Raw genomic sequence first — 18,312 nt, forward strand, 5'->3', positions numbered from 1 at the left:
GGCGGGCGGCGATCGACGGAGAGGCGGGGCTTGTGGTTCGGGTACTGGGCGTGGACCCGGGGCTGACCAGGTGCGGGGTCGGCGTGGTCGAGGGTGCGCCGGGCCGGCCGCTGCGGATGGCCGGGGTCGGGGTGGTGCGCACGCCCGCCGAGGCCGAGATCGGGCAGCGGCTGCTGCTGGTCGAGCAGGGCATCGAGCAGTGGCTCGACGAGCACCGGCCCGACCTGGTGGCCGTCGAGCGGGTCTTCGCCCAGCACAACGTGCGGACGGTGATGGGCACCGCCCAGGCCAGCGCGGTCGCGATGCTCTGCGCCACCCGGCGCGGCATACCGGTCACCCTGCACACTCCGAGCGAGGTCAAGGCCGCCGTCACCGGCTCCGGCCGGGCCGACAAGGCCCAGGTCACGGCCATGGTGCAGCGCCTGCTGCGGCTGGACGCCCCGCCCAAGCCGGCCGACGCCGCGGACGCCCTGGCGCTGGCCATCTGCCACATCTGGCGCGGCGGCGCGACGAACCGCCTGGAGGCCGCGGTGCGGGCGGCCCGCGCCACCTCCCCGCAAGCCCGTCCCACCCCCCGTTGAAAGGCAGTAGCCGGTGATCGCCTTCGTGCAAGGGCCCGTGGCGGCCATCTCCTCCGGACTCGCCGTGGTCGAGGTCGGCGGGGTCGGCATGGCCGTGCAGTGCACGCCGAGCACGCTGGCCGGGCTGCGGCTGGGGGAGCCGGTCCGCCTCGCCACCTCGCTCGTGGTCCGGGAGGACTCGCTGACCCTGTTCGGCTTCGCGGACGACGACGAGCGCGCCGTCTTCGAGATCCTGCAGGCGGCCCCGGGGGTCGGCCCCAAGCTGGCGCAGGCGATGCTCGGGGTGCACAGCCCGGACGCGCTGCGGGCCGCGGTGGCCGGCGGCGACGAGAAGGCGCTGGTGGCGGTGCCCGGCATCGGCAAGGCCAAGGCGGCCAAGCTGCTGCTGGAGTACAAGGACAAGCTGGGCGCCCCGCACGGCGCGGTGCCGGCGCAGAAGCCGATCGCGGCCGGTCCGGCTCCGTGGAGCGAGCAGCTGCACTCGGCGCTGACCGGCCTCGGCTACGCTCCGCGGGAGGCGGACGAGGCGGTCGCGGCCGTCGCCCCCGAGGCGGAGGCCCAGGCGACGCCGGACGTCGGTGCGTTGCTCCGGCTCGCCCTGCGCGGCCTCAACCGGGCCCGCTGACCACTGACGATCTGTCCGTTTGTCGACTTTGGAGTCCACAGCACATGAGCGAGCGAAGCGGGGCGGGGTCATGAGTGCGTACGACCCCGATCCGGTCGACCGGCTGGTGACGCCCGCCGCCGACGGTGAGGACCAGGCGGTCGAGGCGGCGCTGCGCCCCAAGCTGCTGGAGGAGTTCATCGGCCAGGAGCGGGTGCGCGAGCAGCTGTCCCTGGTGCTCCAGGCGGCCCGCAAGCGCGGCAGCGCCCCGGACCACGTCCTGCTCAGCGGGCCGCCCGGGCTGGGCAAGACCACCCTGTCCATGATCATCGCTGCCGAGCTGGGCGCCCCGATCCGGATCACCTCCGGCCCGGCGATCCAGCACGCGGGCGACCTCGCGGCGATCCTCTCCTCGCTCACCGAGGGCGAGGTGCTCTTCCTCGACGAGATCCACCGGATGTCCCGGCCGGCCGAGGAGATGCTCTACATGGCGATGGAGGACTTCCGGGTCGACGTGATCGTCGGCAAGGGGCCGGGCGCCACCGCCATCCCGCTGGAGCTGCCCCCCTTCACCCTGGTCGGCGCCACCACCCGGGCCGGTCTGCTGCCGCCGCCGCTGCGGGACCGCTTCGGCTTCACCGGCCACATGGAGTTCTACGCGCCGGCCGAGCTCCAGCAGGTGGTGCGGCGCTCGGCCGCGCTGCTGGACGTGGAGATCGACCCGGCGGGTGCCGCCGAGATCGCCGGCCGCTCGCGCGGCACCCCGCGCATCGCCAACCGGCTGCTGCGCCGGGTCCGCGACTTCGCGCAGGTGCGGCACGACGGCCTGGTCAGCGCCGAGATCGCGGCCAGGGCGCTGGACGTCTACGAGGTGGACGCACGGGGCCTGGACCGGCTGGACCGCGCGGTGCTGAACGCGCTGCTGCGGCTCTTCGGCGGCGGTCCGGTCGGTTTGTCGACACTGGCGGTCGCCGTGGGTGAGGAGGCCGAGACGGTGGAGGAGGTGGCCGAGCCGTTCCTGGTCCGCGAGGGGCTGCTGGCCCGGACCCCGCGCGGGCGGATCGCCACCGCCGCCGCCTGGCAGCACCTCGGGATGACCCCTCCGGTCCAGACCACCCGCGGCGCGGTGCCGGCCCAGTCCGAACTCTTCCCGGCCGACGGGGGCTGAACGGGTGACCGCCCGCCGCCCGCTTCCCGGTGGGCGGCGCCACCACGCCCCGAGGAGAAGCCACGGGAGAAGTCCGGGGAAACTGTGCAGGCGGAGGGTCGCCACTTTCGGCGGCAGGATGCGATGCTTGGCGTTGTCCGATCAGTTCGGGGTCGCCTAGACTCCGCCGGACCGCCCCTCTCACCTGACGGGCCGACCATTACCACACAGGCTGCCGATCGGCGGCCCGTAAAGGACCCTGGCTGCAGTGAACTTCATCATCCTTCTCCTCCCGATCCTGGCGATCGTGCTCATGTTCCGGTCGCAGAAGAAGCGCCAGCAGCAGCAGCAGCAGATGCAGACCTCGCTGGAGCCCGGGGCGGGAGTGCGCACCATCGGCGGCCTGTACGCCCAGGTGAAGGCGGTCAACGAGGAGACCATCGAGCTGGAGATCGCTCCCGGCGTGGTCACCCACTTCACCAAGAGCGCGATCGCGGCCGTCCTGGACCCCCAGGAGTACGACGCGATCATCAACGGCCGCCCCGCCGACGACGAGCTCGCCGAGCCGGAGGCCGAGGACGCCGAGCCGGTCGAGGACAAGCCGCTGACGCTGACCAAGGACAGCGCCGAGAAGGGCGACGTCGAGGGCGGGGCTCCCGCGAGCAAGTAGTACGGTCGGGCACCAGCCCGGCCGCGCGGCGCAGTGCCGCGAGCCCACAGGACCTCAGGGCCGCAGAACCGCCATGCCCCCGTCCCGCCACGAGCCGGACGGGGGTCCGGTCGGGGAGGTGGCATGGACAGGGAGAAACGAGCAAGGTGGCAACACCCAAGTCGCGCCCGCGCGACGGCTACCCAGGGCGGGCACTGGCCCTCATCCTGGTCGTCACCGTCGGACTGGTCGCCCTCATGTTCGGGACGGGCAACACCAAGCCCCGGCTCGGGATCGACCTCGCCGGCGGCACCAGCATCACGCTGACCGCGAAGTCGACGGACCCCAAGGCGATCAACAAGTCCAGCATGGACATCGCCACCGGGATCATCGAGCGCCGCGTCAACGGTATGGGTGTCTCCGAGGCGGAGGTCCAGACCCAGGGCGACGACACGATCATCGTGAACATCCCCAAGGGCGGCGACCGGCAGAACGCGGCGGACCAGGTCGGTACCACCGCCAAGCTGTTCTTCCGCCCGGTCCTCGCCGTGGCGCCCAGCGGCTTCACCCCGCCCGCGCCCAGCGGCTCCCCGTCGGCCGGTGCCACCGGCTCCCCGAGCGCGACCCCGTCGAACGGTGCCACCGCGGCGCCCTCGGCCACCGCCTCCGGCACGCCCGCCGCGAGCGCCAGCCCCACCAAGCAGGGCCGCGCCCTCGGTGAGGCCCTCGCCGCCGACGCCAGCCCGAGCGCCGCCGCCACGGGCGCGAGCACCGCCCCGAGCGCCCCGGCCGCCGGCACGCCGTCCGCCGCCGCCACCCAGCCCAGTGCCGCCGACGTCAGCGCCGCGCTGACCCAGGGCACCGTGCCGCCGGAGCTGTCCGCCGCCTTCGCCGCCCTCGACTGCTCCAAGCCCGAGGTCCGCGCCGCCCAGACCGGCGCCGACGACAAGGCCGTCGTGGCCTGCTCGCAGAAGCCCCAGAACGGCTACTACGAGAAGCTGGCCCTCGGCCCCGCGGCCGTGAAGGGCGCGGACGTCTCCAAGGCCCAGGCCACCATCGACACCCAGACCGGCGCCGGCTGGCAGGTCCAGCTGCAGTTCAACGGCACCGGCACCGACGCGTTCGCCAAGGTCACCGGCCAGCTGGCCACCCAGACCCCGCCGACCAACCAGTTCGCGATCGTGCTGGACAACGAGGTCGTCTCGCACCCGCAGGTCAACGGCCCGATCCCGGGCGGCAGCGCCGTCATCACCGGCCGCTTCACCCAGGCCGAGGCGCAGGACCTGTCCAACGTGCTGAGCTTCGGCGCCCTGCCGCTGGAGTTCGCCAAGAGCGACATCACCACCGTCTCCCCGGCGCTCGGCAGCGACCAGCTCAAGGCCGGCCTGATCGCCGGCGCCATCGGCATGCTGCTGGTGGTCGTCTACTCGCTGGTCTACTACCGCGGCCTCGGGCTGGTCTCGATCGCCGGTCTGCTCGTCTCGGCGGCCCTGACCTACTCGATCATGAGCCTGCTCGGCGGCGGGATCGGCTTCGCGCTGAACCTGCCGGCCGTCTGCGGCGCGATCGTCGCGATCGGCATCACCGCGGACTCCTTCATCGTGTACTTCGAGCGCATCCGCGACGAGGTCCGCGAGGGCGCCCCGCTGCGCCCGGCGGTCCAGCGGGCCTGGCCGCGCGCCCGGCGCACCATCCTGGTCTCGGACTTCGTGTCGTTCCTCTGTGCCGCGGTGCTCTACGTGGTCTCGGTCGGCAAGGTCCAGGGCTTCGCGTTCACCCTGGGTCTGACCACCGCGCTGGACGTCGTGGTGATCTTCCTCTTCACCAAGCCGCTGATCACGCTGCTGGCCCGGCGGAAGTTCTTCTCCGACGGCCACCCGTGGTCCGGTCTGGACCCGAAGCGGCTGGGCGCCCGCCCGCCGCTGCGCAGCAGCCGTCGCCGTAGCTCCTCCTCCTCTGCCGCCGTGAAGGAGGCCTGACACCGTGTCTCGCTTCTCCAATCTGGGTCACCGGCTCTACCAGGGCGAGGTCAGCTTCGACTTCGTCGGCCGCCGCAAGCTCTGGTACTCCATCTCCGGCGTGATCGTGCTGGTCGCGGCGATCGGCCTGGCCATGGGCCTGCACCTGGGCATCGAGTTCAAGGGCGGCTCGGTCTACACCGTGAGCAAGCCCGGGCTGACCGTCTCGCAGGCGCAGGAGACGGCCGACAAGGTCGTCAGCTCGCACCCGCTGGTGCAGTCGACCGACAACGGCAAGATCCGCATCCAGGTCAGCACCGAGGAGTCGAAGAGCTCGGACGAGATCCGCTCCGAGCTCTCGCAGAAGCTGTCCGTCCCGCTGAACACGGTCGAGGCCCAGGTCATCGGCCCCAGCTGGGGCAAGCAGATCTCCCAGAAGGCGCTCACCGGCCTGATCATCTTCATGATCCTGGTGACGGCCTACCTGGCGATCGCCTTCGAGTGGCGGATGGCGGTGGCCGCCCTGGTCGCCCTCATCCACGACCTCCTGATCACCATCGGCGTGTACGCCCTGGTGGGCTTCGAGGTCACCCCCGGTACGGTGATCGGCTTCCTGACCATCCTCGGGTACTCGCTCTACGACACGGTCGTCGTCTTCGACACCGTGAAGGAGAACACCAAGGGGCTCACGAAGCAGAACAAGCTCACCTACAGCGAGGCGGCCAACGCGGGCCTCAACCAGACCCTGGTGCGTTCGCTCAACACCACGGTGGTCGCCCTCCTGCCGGTCGCGGCGCTGCTGTTCATCGGTGGCGGCATCCTGGGCGCCGGCACGCTGAACGACATCTCGCTCGCGCTGTTCATCGGCCTCGCGGCCGGTGCCTACTCCTCGATCTGCGTCGCCACCCCGCTGCTGGCGCAGCTCAAGGAGGAGCAGCCCGAGATGAAGGCGCTGCGCAAGCGGGTCCTGCAGCACCGGGCCGCGGCCGCCAAGGCCGCCGCCGCGGGCGAGGCCCCGGGCGAGGAGATCGCGGACGAGGACCTGCCGGCGGGTATGGTCGGTCAGCGTGGCCGTGCGGCCGGCACCCCGCGTGCCAAGGGCCGTCCGTCCTCCAAGCGCTGAGCCCGACCCCGACCCCCGAGGACACCACCGTGACCACCGCCGACACCGCCCCTCCCAGCCCGCAGCCGGGCGGGAGGGGCCCGCTCGCCGAGCTGCTGAACAGCCGGATCCGGGACGTCCCGGACTACCCGAAGCCGGGCGTGCTGTTCAAGGACATCGCGCCGCTGCTCGCCGACGCCGAGGCCTTCGGCGCCCTCACCCGGGCGCTGGCGGACCGGGCGCTGGAGCTCGGGGCGACCAAGGTGGTGGGCCTGGAGGCGCGCGGCTTCGTGCTGGCGGCCCCGGCGGCCGTCGCGGCCGGACTCGGTTTCGTGCCGATCCGCAAGCAGGGCAAGCTGCCCGGCGAGGTGTTCCGGCGCTCGTACGAGCTGGAGTACGGCTCGGCGACGCTGGAGGTGCAGTGCGACGCCTTCGCGCCCGGTGAGCGGGTCCTGGTGGTGGACGACGTGCTGGCCACCGGTGGCACCATCGGTGCCTCGCTGGACCTGGTGAAGGAGGCCGGCGCCGAGCTGGTGGGCGTCCTGGTGCTGATGGAGCTGGGCTTCCTGGACGGCCGGCAGCGGCTGGCCGGGCACCTCGGCGGGGCTCCGCTGGAGACGCTGGTCACGGTCTGAGGGACCTGGTGGAGGGCGGCGGTCGGATCATCCGACCGCCGCCCTTCCGTTTCCGGGCCGGGTGGATGAACACCGGGCCGCCCGGCTCGGTACCATGAAGATTCATCCCCTCCCGGTCGCGTCGCACCGTACGGGCCGCGGCAGGGGTCGGCCCCCCGGTGCCCCGAGGAGAGTCCTTGCCCGACGAGGTTGTGCCCACGGCCGCAGCGGCCGCCCCCGACAACCGTCCCACGCCCTCGGGGGCCACCCCGGCACGCCCGGCGCCGACCTCCTCGCGACCGACCGCGCCGACCGGCCGCGGCTCCTCCTCCGGCGGCATGCGCGCCCGCCTGGCCCGCCTCGGCGGCCAGCGCTCCAGCGTGCTCAACCCCGTCCTGGAGCCGCTGTTCCGCTCGATCCGGGCGAACGACCCGAAGGCCGACCCGGCGCTGCTGCGGGACATCGAGCGGGCCTACGCCGTCGCCGAGAAGTGGCACCGCGGGCAGAAGCGCAAGAGCGGCGACCCGTACATCACCCACCCGCTCGCCGTGGCGACCATCCTCGCCGAGCTCGGGATGGACGCCCCGACCCTGATGGCCGGGCTGCTGCACGACACGGTCGAGGACACCGACTACGGCCTGGAGACCCTGCGCAAGGACTTCGGCGACTCGGTGGCCCTGCTGGTCGACGGCGTCACCAAGCTCGACCGGGTCAAGTTCGGCGAGGCCGCGCAGGCCGAGACCGTCCGCAAGATGGTCGTCGCGATGGCCAAGGACCCGCGGGTCCTGGTGATCAAGCTGGCCGACCGCCTGCACAACATGCGCACGATGCGCTACCTCAAGCGGGAGAAGCAGGAGAAGAAGGCCCGCGAGACCCTCGAGATCTACGCCCCGCTGGCGCACCGGCTGGGCATGAACACCATCAAGTGGGAGCTGGAGGACCTCGCCTTCGCGATCCTCTACCCCAAGATGTACGACGAGATCGTCCGGCTGGTCGCCGAGCGCGCCCCCAAGCGGGACGAGTACCTGGCGACCGTCATCGACCAGGTCCAGGGGGACCTGCGCGGCGCCCGGATCACCGCCTCCGTCACCGGCCGGCCGAAGCACTACTACTCGGTCTACCAGAAGATGATCGTCCGGGGCCGGGACTTCGCCGAGATCTACGACCTGGTGGGCATCCGGGTCCTGGTCGACACCGTCCGCGACTGCTACGCGGCGCTGGGCACCATCCACGCGCGGTGGAACCCGGTGCCGGGGCGGTTCAAGGACTACATCGCGATGCCCAAGTTCAACATGTACCAGTCGCTGCACACCACGGTGATCGGCCCGGGCGGCAAGCCCGTCGAACTGCAGATCCGCACCTTCGACATGCACCGCCGGGCCGAGTACGGCATCGCCGCGCACTGGAAGTACAAGCAGCGCGCGGTGGCCGGCGCCTCCAAGGTCCGCACCGACACCCCGACCCAGGTCCGCAAGGACGACAAGGCCGGCGCCGTCAACGAGATGGCCTGGCTGCGGCAGCTGCTGGACTGGCAGAAGGAGACCGCCGACCCGGGCGAGTTCCTCGAGTCGCTCCGCTTCGACCTGGCCAGCAACGAGGTCTTCGTCTTCACGCCCAAGGGCGACGTGATAGCGCTGCCGGCCGGTGCGACCCCGGTCGACTTCGCCTTCGCGGTGCACACCGAGGTCGGCTACCGGACCATAGGGGCCCGGGTGAACGGGCGGCTGGTGCCGCTGGAGTCGACCCTGGAGAACGGCGACACCGTCGAGGTGTTCACCTCCAAGGCGGAGAACGCCGGCCCGTCCCGGGACTGGCTGGGCTTCGTCAAGTCGCCGCGCGCCCGCAACAAGATCCGCGCCTGGTTCTCCAAGGAGCGCCGCGAGGAGGCGATCGAGCACGGCAAGGAGGCGATCGTCCGGGCGATGCGCAAGCAGGGCCTGCCGATCCAGCGGATCCTGACCGGCGACTCGCTGGTCACCCTGGCCCACGAGATGCGCTACCCCGACATCTCCTCGCTCTACGCCGCGATCGGCGAGGGCCACGTCGCCGCGCAGAACATCGTGCAGAAGCTGGTCCAGGCGCTCGGCGGCGAGGAGGGCGCCACCGAGGACCTCGCCGAGACCGCGACCCCGACGCACGACAACCGCCGCGCGGTGCGCCGCCGGGCCAAGGGCGACCCGGGCGTGATCGTCAAGGGCGTCGAGGACGTCTGGGTCAAGCTCTCCCGCTGCTGCACCCCGGTGCCGGGCGACCCGATCCTCGGCTTCGTGACCCGCGGCAACGGCGTCTCCGTCCACCGCGCCGACTGCGTCAACGTCGAGGCGCTGAGCCAGCAGCCGGAACGGATGATCGACGTCGAGTGGGCGGCCACCCAGTCCTCGGTCTTCCTGGTGGCCATCCAGGTCGAGGCGCTGGACCGGTCCCGACTGCTGTCGGACGTCACCCGGGTGCTCTCCGACCAGCACGTCAACATCCTGTCGGCGGCGGTGCAGACCTCCCGCGACCGGGTCGCGATGAGCCGCTTCACCTTCGAGATGGGCGACCCGAAGCACCTCGGCCACGTGCTCAAGGCCGTCCGCGGCGTCGAGGGCGTGTACGACGTCTACCGCGTCACCTCGGCCCGCAAGTAGCGGCCGGGCGCGCGGCGCGCACGAGGAAGGCCCCCGGGGGAGTTCCCCCCGGGGGCCTTCGGCGTACGGCGGGCCGACCGGGACGGTCAGCCGCTGAACTCCTCCTGGCTGCGGTGCGCCTGCTCCAGCAGGGTCTGCACACCGGCCAGCTCGGACTCCAGCTTCGCGGCCTTGGACGCGTTGCCGGCGGCACGGGCCTTGTCCAGGTCGGCCTGGATCTTCTCGGCCTTGGCCTCGAACAGGCCGACCATGCCGGCGGCACGGGCCTTGGCCTCCGGGTTGGACCGCTTCCACTCGGCGTCCTCGGCCTCGCGGATGGCCCGCTCGACCGCGTTCAGCCGGCCGTCCAGCTTCGGACGGACGTCGCGCGGCACGTGCCCGATCGCCTCCCAGCGCTCGTTCACCTCGCGCAGCGCGGCCTTGGCCGCCTTCAGGTCGGTGATCGGCAGGATCGCCTCGGCCTCGGCCGCCAGCGCCTCCTTGAGCTGCTGGTTGGCGACCTGCTCGGCGTCCCGCTCGCTGAACACCGCGGAACGGGCCTGGAAGAACACGTCCTGCGCGCCGCGGAACCGCGCCCACAGCTCGTCCTCGACGTCGCGCTGGGCCCGGCCGGCGGCCTTCCAGCGCGCCATCAGGTCGCGGTAGCGGGCCGCGGTGTCGCCCCACTCGGTGGACGAGGAGAGCGCCTCGGCCTCGGTGACCAGCGCCTCCTTGGTCTGCCGGGCCTGCTCGCGCTCGGCGTCCAGGGTCGCGAAGTGCGCCTTGCGGTGCTTGGAGAAGACCGAGCGGGCGTGCGAGAAGCGGTGCCACAGCTCGTCGTCGCTCTTGCGGTCCAGGCGGGGCAGGCCCTTCCAGGTGTCCACCAGGGCGCGCAGCCGGTCCCCGGCCTCCCGCCACTGGGTCGACTCGGCGAGCTGCTCGGCCTCGGCGACCAGCGCCTCCTTGGCGGTGCGGGTCTCGTCCTGCGCCTTGGCCCGGGCGGCCTTGCGCTCCTCGCGCCGGCTCTCGATCTCGCCGGCGAGCGTGTCCAGTCGCTTGGCCAGGGCCTCCAGGTCACCGACCGCGTGCGCCTCGACGACCTGGGTGCGCAGGTGGTCCAGCGCGGTCTGGGCGTCCTTGGCGGCCAGGTCGGTGGTGCGCACCCGCTTCTCCAGCAGGCCGATCTCCACCTCGATGCCCTGGTACTTGCGCTCGAAGTAGGCGAGGGCCTCCTCGGGCGAGCCGGCCTGCCAGGAACCGACGACGCGTTCGCCGTCGGCCGTCCTGACGTAGACCGTGCCCTGCTCGTCGACACGGCCCCACGGGTCGCTGCTCATAGCGCGTCCTCCACATGACGTCGCGCCCGCGCCGGGGCGGCGCGCGTCCGTCGTCCACAGTTGATGTGCGGCGGACCGATGAGTCCGCCGTCCCCGTCCGCCGAGACTTGCTGCCGAGGGTGGCGGCTAGGCGGGTCCGGGCACCCTATACAACGCCAACATAGGCGACCAGGCCCGGTGCTGTCCGCATCCGGGCCGGGCGATTTCGGGCCCGGGCCGCCCGCGGGCGCCGTCGGCAAGCCTCGCGGGCGACCCCGGGGTAGGTCAACCCTTCGTGGCGGTGACCGAGTTGAAGGTGACGTCGGCCATCGGGTGGCCGTCCGTGCCGCCCTCCAGGGTGCCCGCGGCGGCGATCTTCTGCACCACGTCCAGGCCGCCGGTGATCTTCCCGAAGGGGGTGTAGTTCGGCGGCAGCTGGGTGTCCTTGTAGACCAGGAAGAACTGGCTGCCGTTGGTGCCCGGGCCGGAGTTGGCCATCGCCACGGTGCCCGCCGGGTAGGTCGCGCCGGTCAGGTTCTCGTCCGCGAACTTGTAGCCCGGGTCGCCGGTGCCGCCGGGGACGGTCGCGCTGGCGGTCGGGTCGCCGCACTGCAGCACGAAGATGCCGTCGGTGGTCAGACGGTGGCACTTGGTGTGGTCGAAGTACTTCTCGCCGGCCAGGAAGGCGAAGGAATTCACCGTGTGCGGCGCCTTGGCCGCGTCGAGTGACAGCGTCACCTTGCCGCAGTTGGTGTCCAGCACGGCCGTGTACGAGGCGGCGGTGTCGATCGACATGGCCGGCTCGGTCTTCCACTGCTTGCCGTTCGGCGCACCCGGCGCCGGCGCGGCGCAGCCCTCGACCGCCTTGCGGACCGGGGTGGTCGGCTCGTTGGCCTGGGTGGGCGCGGCCTGGGGCGACTTGTCCTTGCCGTCCGAGTCGAACGCGCCGGTGCCGATCAGCGCACCGCCGCCGGCCAGGACCACGACGGCGAGCGAGGCGCCCAGGATCGCGTTGCGGCGCTTGCGCGCGGCCCGGGCCGCGGCCCGGCGTTCCGCCTGGCGCTCGTACTTCTCTCGGGCGAGCTGCCGCCGCCGCTGTTCGCTGCTGACCACCGGCCGTGTCTCCTACGGATGTGCTGGAAAAGTGGATGGGTACCGGAGCGGATCATCGCATCCATCAGCGGCCAAGTGTAGGGACCGGGCCCGTAAGAACGCGGTGAACCTGTCAGGACGAAGCGCGGCCGCCACCCGCATCTGGTTCGCAACCGGACCCGCACCGCCGGTAGGCTGCCCATACACCACTGGTAGCCGCATCCCCGGAAGCCGCCCCCAGCACCCGGCAGCCGCACCCGCAGCCGCCGCTGCCGACCGCATCACGAAGGACGCGCGTGTTCATCGCCGGATTCCCCGCTGGAGCCTGGGGCACCAACTGCTACCTGGTCGCACCGGCGGCGGGCGAGGAGTGCGTCATCGTCGATCCCGGCCACCAGGCGGCCCGCGGCGTCGAGGAGATGGTCCGCGAGCACCGCCTCAAGCCCGTCGCCGTGCTGCTCACGCACGGCCACATCGACCACGTGGCCTCGGTGGTCCCGGTCTGCGGCGCCCGCGGCGTCCCGGCCTGGATCCACCCCGAGGACCGGTACATGATGTCCGACCCGGAGAAGGCGCTCGGCCGCTCCCTGGGCACCCAGCTGATGGGCGAGCTCACCGTCGGCGAGCCCGACGACGTGCGCGAGCTCACCGACGGCGCGCTGCTGGAGCTGGCCGGCCTGGAGCTCACCGTCGACCACGCCCCGGGCCATACCGGGGGGTCGGTGACCTTCCGGACGCCCGGTGCCGAGGACCTCCCCCCGGTGCTGTTCTCGGGCGACCTGCTGTTCGCCGGCTCCATCGGGCGTACCGACCTCCCGGGCGGGGACAGCGCGGCGATCATGCGCTCGCTGGCCCGGGTGTGCCTGCCCCTCGACGACACCACCGTGGTCCTCTCCGGCCACGGCGGACAGACCACCATCGGCCGCGAGCGCGCCACCAACCCCTACCTCCGAGAGGCAGCGGGGGCGGCAGGCGCCCCGGCCTTCCCGCGACGAGGAATGTGACGGAAGAGAAGTTGAGCACCTTCACCGCCCCCAAGGGCACCTACGACCTGCTGCCCCCCAGCTCCGCGACCTTCCTGGCGATCCGCGAGCGCATCGCCGCGCCCGCCCGCCGGGCCGGCTACGGCTACGTCGAGACCCCGGTCTTCGAGGACGTGAAGCTCTTCTCCCGCGGCGTCGGCGAGTCGACCGACATCGTCAGCAAGGAGATGTACAACCTCACCACCCGGGGCGGCGACGAGCTCGCGCTGCGTCCGGAGGGCACCGCCTCGGTGCTGCGCGCCGCCCTCCAGGCCAACCTGCACAAGCAGGGCAACCTGCCGGTCAAGCTCTGGTACTCCGGCTCGTACTACCGCTACGAGCGCGCCCAGAAGGGCCGCTACCGCCAGTTCTCGCAGGTCGGGGCGGAGGCCATCGGCGCGGAGGACCCGGCGCTGGACGCCGAGTTGATCATCCTGGCCGACGACGCCTTCCGCTCGCTGGGCCTGAGCGACTACTCGCTGCTGCTCAACAGCCTCGGCGACAAGCAGTGCCGCCCGGTCTACCGCGCCGCCCTGGTCGAGTTCCTCGCCGGCCTGGACCTGGACGAGGACACCCGCCGCCGCGCCGGGATCAACCCGCTGCGCGTCCTCGACGACAAGCGCGAGGCCGTGCAGGCCCAGCTCGTCGACGCCCCGAAGCTGCGCGACTACCTGTGCGAGGAGTGCAAGGCGTACGACGAGAAGGTCCGCGAGCTGCTCACCGCGAACGGCGTCGCCTTCGTCGACGACCCCAAGCTCGTCCGCGGCCTGGACTACTACACCCGCACCACCTTCGAGTTCGTGCACAACGGCCTCGGCGCCCAGTCCGCGATCGGCGGCGGCGGCCGCTACGACGGCCTCTCCGAGATGATCGGCGGCCCGGCGCTGCCCTCCGTCGGCTGGGCCCTCGGCGTGGACCGCACCTTCCTGGCGATGGAGGCCGAGGGCGCCGCCCTGGACCTCCCCGCCGCCACCTCCGTGTACGCCGTCGCGCTCGGCGAGGAGGCCAAGAACGTCCTGTTCGCCAAGGTCGTCGAGCTGCGCCGGGCCGGTGTCGCCACCGACCTGGCGTTCGGCGTGAAGAGCATCAAGAACGCCATGAAGTCGGCCGACCGGTCCGGCGCCCGCTTCGCCCTCGTCGCCGGTGACCGCGACCTCGCCGAGGGCGTCGTCCAGCTCAAGGACCTGACCACCGGCGAGCAGAACCCCGTCGCCCTCGACGCACTCGTCACCACCCTGAAGGAGAAGCAGCTGTGATCCGCACGCACGACGCGGGCACGCTCCGCCCGGAGCACGCAGGCACCACCGTCACCCTGGCCGGCTGGGTCGCCCGCCGCCGCGACCACGGCGGTGTCGCCTTCATCGACCTGCGCGACGCCTCCGGCACCGTGCAGATCGTGGTCCGCGACCTGGACTCGGTGCACGGCCTGCGCGCCGAGTACTGCGTCAAGGTCGTCGGCGACGTCCGGGTGCGCCCCGAGGGCAACGAGAACCCCGACATCCCGACCGGCGCCGTCGAGGTCGTCGTCAGCGGGATCGAGGTCCTCTCCGAGGCCGCCCCGCTGCCCTTCCCCGTCGCCGAGTACGAGCCGGGCACGGTCAACGAGGAGGTCCGGCTGCGCTACCGCTACCTGGACCTGCGGCGCGAGGGCCCGGCGAAGGGCCTGCGGCTGCGCTCGAAGGTCAGCAACATCATCCGCCGGGTGATGGAGGAGAACGACTTCCTCGACATCGAGACGCCGTACCTCACCCGCTCCACCCCCGAGGGCGCCCGCGACTTCCTCGTCCCGGTCCGCCTGCAGCCCGGCCACTGGTACGCCCTGCCGCAGTCGCCCCAGCTGTTCAAGCAGCTGCTGATGGTGGCCGGCATGGAGCGCTACTACCAGATCGCCCGCTGCTTCCGCGACGAGGACTTCCGCGCCGACCGGCAGCCGGAGTTCACCCAGCTGGACATCGAGGCCTCGTTCGTCGACCAGGAGGACATCCTGGCCCTCGGCGAGAAGATCGTCGGCGCCATCTGGCGCGAGGTGCACGGCTACGAGCTGCCCGCCCCGCTGCCCCGGATGTCCTACGCGGACGCCATGTCCCGCTACGGCTCCGACAAGCCGGACGTCCGCTTCGGGCAGGAGCTCACGGACCTCACCGAGTACTTCAAGGGCACCGCGTTCCGCGTCTTCCAGGCCCCGTACGTCGGTGCCGTGGTCATGCCCGGCGGCGCCTCGCAGCCCCGCAAGGCGCTGGACGCCTGGCAGGACTGGGCCAAGGCGCGCGGCGCCCGCGGCCTGGCCTACGTCGTCATCGACGCCGAGACCGGCGAGCTGCGCGGCCCCGTCGCCAAGAACCTGTCCGAGGAGCACCTGGCCGGCCTGGCCGCCGCCGCGGGCGCCAAGAACGGCGACGCGATCTTCTTCGCGGCCGGCAAGCAGCGCGCCTCCCAGGAGCTGCTGGGCGCCGCCCGCCTGGAGATCGGCCGCCGCTGCGAGCTGATCGACGAGTCGCAGTGGGCCTTCCTCTGGGTCGTCGACTTCCCGATGTTCGAGCCCATCGAGGACGACAAGGGCGAGTTCCAGGGCTGGCACGCGGTGCACCACCCGTTCACCGCACCGACCGCCGAGTCGCTGGCGACCTTCGACACCGACCCGGGTGCGGCGCTCTCCAACGCCTACGACCTGGTCCTCAACGGCTCGGAGCTGGGCGGCGGTTCGATCCGTATCCACCAGCGCGACGTGCAGAAGCGGGCGTTCGACGCGATCGGCCTCTCCGAGGAGGAAGCGGCCTCGCAGTTCGGCTTCCTGCTGGACGCCTTCAACTACGGCCCCCCGCCGCACGGTGGCGTCGCCTTCGGTCTCGACCGGATCGTCACGCTGCTCGGCGGCTACGACACCATCCGGGACGTCATCGCCTTCCCGAAGACGTCCACCGGCGGGGACCCGCTGACCGGCGCCCCGACGCCGATCACCCCGGCGCAGCGCCGCGAGGCGGGCGTGGACGCCACCCCGAAGCAGCGCGAGGACGCCAAGTCCGAGGCCCAGCCCAAGGCCTGACGCCGAATCCGCTAACCTGCAACGGCCCCGGACGGTCCACCCACCGTCCGGGGCCGGTCCACAACGGTGTGTGACACAGGGAGGGTTGACTCATGAAGGTCACCACGAGAGTCGAATGTCCGGACGACGCCCCGGCCACCAGACGCGTCCACATGGCCGCGTTCCCCGGCCCGGACGAGGCGGACCTGGTGGACGCGCTGCGCCGCGATCCCGCCTGGGTGCCCGGGCTGTCCGTGGTCGCGGTCGACGAGACCGGGCTGGTCATCGGGCACGCGCTGCTGACCCGGCTGCGGGTCGGCGAGGACGGCCTGGGGCTGGCGCTCGCGCCGGTCGCGGTCGCGCCGGAGTGGCAGCGCAAGGGCGTCGGCGAGCTGGTCGTCCGGGCCGCGCTGGCGGCGGCCGAGGAGGCGGGCGAGAAGCTCGTGGTCGTCCTCGGCGATCCGGCGTACTACGGGCGGTTCGGCTTCGCCCCGGCCGTGCGGCACGAGGTCAGCGGCCCGTTCGAGGTGCCCGAGACCTACTTCCAGACGCTGGCGCTGCCCGCGTACGACGGCGGTCCGCGCGGGCTCTGCCGTTACCCGGAGCCGTTCGTCTCGGTCTAGGCCACGCCCCGGGCCGCGCCGGCCCGACCCCCGCCGAACGGCACCGTGACCCGGCAGCTGCGCACGAACGCGGCCATCGCCGGCGTGAGTTCGCGGTCCTTCGGCCAGTAGAGCCCGACCTGGCTCGGGCTGAGCCCCCGCACCGGCCGGTAGGCGACGTCATCCCGCGCGGCCAGCCGGCTCATCGTCTCCGGTGCGAAGCCGACGCCCTGGCCGCACACCACCGCGGCCAGCCACTCGTCGGAGTTGTGCGCCACCGCGCCGATCCGCACCGGACGCCCGCCCAGCTCGTGGGCCGCGAGCCAGTACTCGCGCCAGTGCCCGGCCTCGTGCGGTATCGCCACGAACGGTTCGTCCGCCAGGTCCTCGAGGTCGAGCTCGGCCCGGGCCGCCAGCCGGTGCCCGGCCGGCAGTGCCGCGACCCGCGCCTCCTGGCCGAGCACGGCGGCGTTGTAGTGCTCGACCAGCCACGGCGGTCCGTGCCAGAGCGTCAGGTCGATCTCGCCGGTGGCCAGTCCCGAGGTCGGGTCGAACCAGTTGTTCTGCCGCAGCTCCACCTGCCAGCCGGGCATCCGCCGGGCGAAGTCGGCGAGCGTGCTGCGGGTCACCAGGTTGATGATGCCGCCCTCGAACCCCACCCGCAGCACCGAGCACTGCCCGGCCGCGGCCGCGCGGGTGGTGCGCAGCGCGTCGTCCCAGCCGGCGAGCAGCGCCCCGGTGTGCTCCGCCAGTGCCCGGCCGGCCTGGGTGGGCGTCATGCCGCGCCGCGAGCGCTCGAACAGCTCGACCCCGAGCAGCGCCTCCAGCTGGCGGATCTGCTTGGTCAGCGTCGGCTGGGAGACGAACAGCCGGGCCGCCGCGGCGGTCAGCTGACCCTCCTCGCAGACCGCGGTGAAGCTGCGCAGCAACCGGGTGTCGACATCCATGCCCCAAGGTTATGGAACGGGATATTGGACCGGCCCGGCAGGTGTGGGCCAAGGTTGATCGTTCGGCGTCCGCGCTGATCGGACGGGGGAGCGCGGCAGCGGCGGTTCAGGGGGCCGCCGCTGCCGCGGACCCGTCGCACGACCTGCGGAACCGGCCCCCAGCGCCTACGGTGACTGGTGATCAGCGGCGTCGGACGGAGGAGCCCAGGTGGCGAAGGAGCAGCGGACCGCGGAGTCGGAGCGGCTGTCGAGGAAGCCCTACGAGCGGGAGCTGCTGCGGCTGCAGCAGGAGCTGGTCAAGCTCCAGGAGTGGGTGCGGGTCACCGGGGCCCGGCTGGTGGTGGTCTTCGAGGGCCGGGACGCCGCGGGCAAGGGCGGCGCGATCAAGCGGATGACGGAGTATCTGAACCCGCGCATCGCCCGGGTCGCGGCACTGCCGACGCCGACCGAGCGGCAGCGGACGCAGTGGTACTTCCAGCGTTACGTCGAGCAGTTGCCGGCCGCCGGCGAGATCGTGCTGTTCGACCGCAGCTGGTACAACCGGGCCGGCGTGGAGCGGGTGATGGGCTTCTGCACCGACGAGGAGTACTGGCAGTTCCTGCACCAGTGCCCGACCTTCGAGCGGATGCTCATCGAGGCGGGCATCCTGCTGCGCAAGTACTGGTTCTCGGTCAGCGACACCGAGCAGGAGGCGCGCTTCCGGGCCCGGCTGGGGGACCCGATGAAGCGCTGGAAGCTCTCCCCGATGGACGTCGAGTCGATCACCCACTGGGAGGACTACTCGCGGGCCAAGGACGAGATGTTCGGCCACACGGACGTCCCGGACTCGCCGTGGCACGTGGTGGAGAGCGACGACAAGCGCCGGGCGAGGATCAACATGATCGCCCACCTGCTCTCCACCGTCCCGTACCACGAGGTCACCGCGCCGAGGATCGACCTGCCGCCCCGCCCGGCCCCGCGCGGCTACCAGCGGCCCCCGCGCGACCTGCAGAAGTACGTTCCGGACCACGCGGCGAAGCTGGGCTAGGACGTGGTGCCGCGGATCCC

The 18,312-nt window shown here is 72.3% G+C and carries 16 protein-coding genes; 13 read left to right on the plus strand and 3 right to left on the minus strand.

The window, feature by feature from the left end; translation table 11 throughout:
* The first annotated feature begins 32 nt into the window (after window positions 1–32).
* The 8 genes from ruvC to ACFYUY_RS32330 all read left to right on the plus strand — a co-directional run bounded on the left by ruvC (window position 33) and on the right by ACFYUY_RS32330 (window position 9,285).
* Window positions 33–581 (plus strand): crossover junction endodeoxyribonuclease RuvC, encoded by a 549-nt coding sequence (gene ruvC, locus ACFYUY_RS32295; RefSeq protein ID WP_360208875.1) that lies wholly within the window; start codon window positions 33–35, stop codon window positions 579–581.
* 13 nt (window positions 582–594) lie between these two features.
* Window positions 595–1,206 carry a Holliday junction branch migration protein RuvA gene (gene ruvA, locus ACFYUY_RS32300; RefSeq protein WP_360208877.1) on the plus strand — a complete coding sequence of 204 codons (612 nt, stop codon included), beginning with the start codon at window positions 595–597 and terminating at the stop codon, window positions 1,204–1,206.
* 70 nt (window positions 1,207–1,276) lie between these two features.
* Window positions 1,277–2,353 carry a Holliday junction branch migration DNA helicase RuvB gene (gene ruvB / locus ACFYUY_RS32305; protein ID WP_360208879.1) on the plus strand — a complete coding sequence of 359 codons (1,077 nt, stop codon included), beginning with the start codon at window positions 1,277–1,279 and terminating at the stop codon, window positions 2,351–2,353.
* Between the two features lie 247 nt (window positions 2,354–2,600).
* On the plus strand, window positions 2,601–3,002 hold the full coding sequence (yajC, locus tag ACFYUY_RS32310) for a preprotein translocase subunit YajC (RefSeq protein ID WP_360208882.1): 402 nt from the start codon (window positions 2,601–2,603) through the stop codon (window positions 3,000–3,002).
* A gap of 146 nt (window positions 3,003–3,148) precedes the next feature.
* Window positions 3,149–4,960: a protein translocase subunit SecD gene (gene secD / locus ACFYUY_RS32315; RefSeq protein WP_387905906.1), complete on the plus strand. Its 1,812-nt coding sequence runs from the start codon at window positions 3,149–3,151 to the stop codon at window positions 4,958–4,960.
* Between the two features lie 4 nt (window positions 4,961–4,964).
* Entirely contained in the window at window positions 4,965–6,062 is a 1,098-nt protein-coding gene (gene secF, locus ACFYUY_RS32320; protein ID WP_360208884.1) for a protein translocase subunit SecF, read from the plus strand.
* Between the two features lie 29 nt (window positions 6,063–6,091).
* Window positions 6,092–6,676 (plus strand): adenine phosphoribosyltransferase, encoded by a 585-nt coding sequence (locus ACFYUY_RS32325; protein ID WP_360208886.1) that lies wholly within the window; start codon window positions 6,092–6,094, stop codon window positions 6,674–6,676.
* Window positions 6,677–6,867: 191 nt separating this feature from the next.
* Window positions 6,868–9,285, plus strand: coding sequence for a RelA/SpoT family protein (locus tag ACFYUY_RS32330; protein WP_387905935.1), 2,418 nt, complete (start codon window positions 6,868–6,870; stop codon window positions 9,283–9,285).
* Window positions 9,286–9,371: 86 nt separating this feature from the next.
* Here the strand turns inward: ACFYUY_RS32330 and ACFYUY_RS32335 are convergent, their stop codons facing one another.
* A complete protein-coding gene (locus ACFYUY_RS32335) occupies window positions 9,372–10,601 on the minus strand; it encodes a DUF349 domain-containing protein (protein ID WP_360208888.1) in 1,230 nt (409 codons plus the stop codon).
* Window positions 10,602–10,865: 264 nt separating this feature from the next.
* Window positions 10,866–11,693 (minus strand): peptidylprolyl isomerase, encoded by an 828-nt coding sequence (locus ACFYUY_RS32340; protein ID WP_360208891.1) that lies wholly within the window; start codon window positions 11,691–11,693, stop codon window positions 10,866–10,868.
* 275 nt (window positions 11,694–11,968) lie between these two features.
* Here ACFYUY_RS32340 and ACFYUY_RS32345 point away from each other — a divergent pair, with 275 nt between their 5' ends.
* The 4 genes from ACFYUY_RS32345 (at window position 11,969) to ACFYUY_RS32360 (ending at window position 16,339) form a co-directional block, all read left to right on the plus strand.
* A complete protein-coding gene (locus ACFYUY_RS32345; protein WP_360208894.1) occupies window positions 11,969–12,676 on the plus strand; it encodes an MBL fold metallo-hydrolase in 708 nt (235 codons plus the stop codon).
* An 11-nt stretch (window positions 12,677–12,687) separates the two neighbouring features.
* A complete protein-coding gene (gene hisS, locus ACFYUY_RS32350) occupies window positions 12,688–13,950 on the plus strand; it encodes a histidine--tRNA ligase (protein WP_360208897.1) in 1,263 nt (420 codons plus the stop codon).
* Entirely contained in the window at window positions 13,947–15,737 is a 1,791-nt protein-coding gene (aspS, locus tag ACFYUY_RS32355; RefSeq protein WP_387905910.1) for an aspartate--tRNA ligase, read from the plus strand. The genes hisS and aspS overlap by 4 nt, the downstream gene beginning before the upstream one ends.
* 92 nt (window positions 15,738–15,829) lie before the next feature.
* Window positions 15,830–16,339, plus strand: coding sequence for an N-acetyltransferase (locus ACFYUY_RS32360; RefSeq protein WP_360208901.1), 510 nt, complete (start codon window positions 15,830–15,832; stop codon window positions 16,337–16,339).
* Here the strand turns inward: ACFYUY_RS32360 and ACFYUY_RS32365 are convergent.
* Complete coding sequence (locus tag ACFYUY_RS32365) at window positions 16,336–17,265, minus strand: LysR family transcriptional regulator (RefSeq protein WP_387905913.1); 930 nt, start codon at window positions 17,263–17,265, stop codon at window positions 16,336–16,338. The genes ACFYUY_RS32360 and ACFYUY_RS32365 overlap by 4 nt on opposite strands.
* Window positions 17,266–17,473: 208 nt before the next feature.
* On the opposite strand from ACFYUY_RS32365, the gene ppk2 reads away from it, so the two are divergent.
* Window positions 17,474–18,292 carry a polyphosphate kinase 2 gene (gene ppk2 / locus ACFYUY_RS32370; protein ID WP_387905916.1) on the plus strand — a complete coding sequence of 273 codons (819 nt, stop codon included), beginning with the start codon at window positions 17,474–17,476 and terminating at the stop codon, window positions 18,290–18,292.
* Window positions 18,293–18,312 lie beyond the last annotated feature (20 nt).

This window comes from Kitasatospora sp. NPDC004745 (assembly GCF_042873275.1).
Classification (GTDB): domain Bacteria; phylum Actinomycetota; class Actinomycetes; order Streptomycetales; family Streptomycetaceae; genus Kitasatospora.

What these genes read in the sequence shown, in the direction of transcription:
- ruvB (WP_360208879.1), top strand. Translation starts at nt 1,277, where the DNA reads ATGAGTGCGTACGACCCCGATCCGGTCGACCGGCTGGTGACGCCCGCC.
- ACFYUY_RS32335 (WP_360208888.1), bottom strand. Translation starts at nt 10,601, where the DNA reads ATGAGCAGCGACCCGTGGGGCCGTGTCGACGAGCAGGGCACGGTCTAC.
- ACFYUY_RS32360 (WP_360208901.1), top strand. Translation starts at nt 15,830, where the DNA reads ATGAAGGTCACCACGAGAGTCGAATGTCCGGACGACGCCCCGGCCACC.
- ACFYUY_RS32365 (WP_387905913.1), bottom strand. Translation starts at nt 17,265, where the DNA reads ATGGATGTCGACACCCGGTTGCTGCGCAGCTTCACCGCGGTCTGCGAG.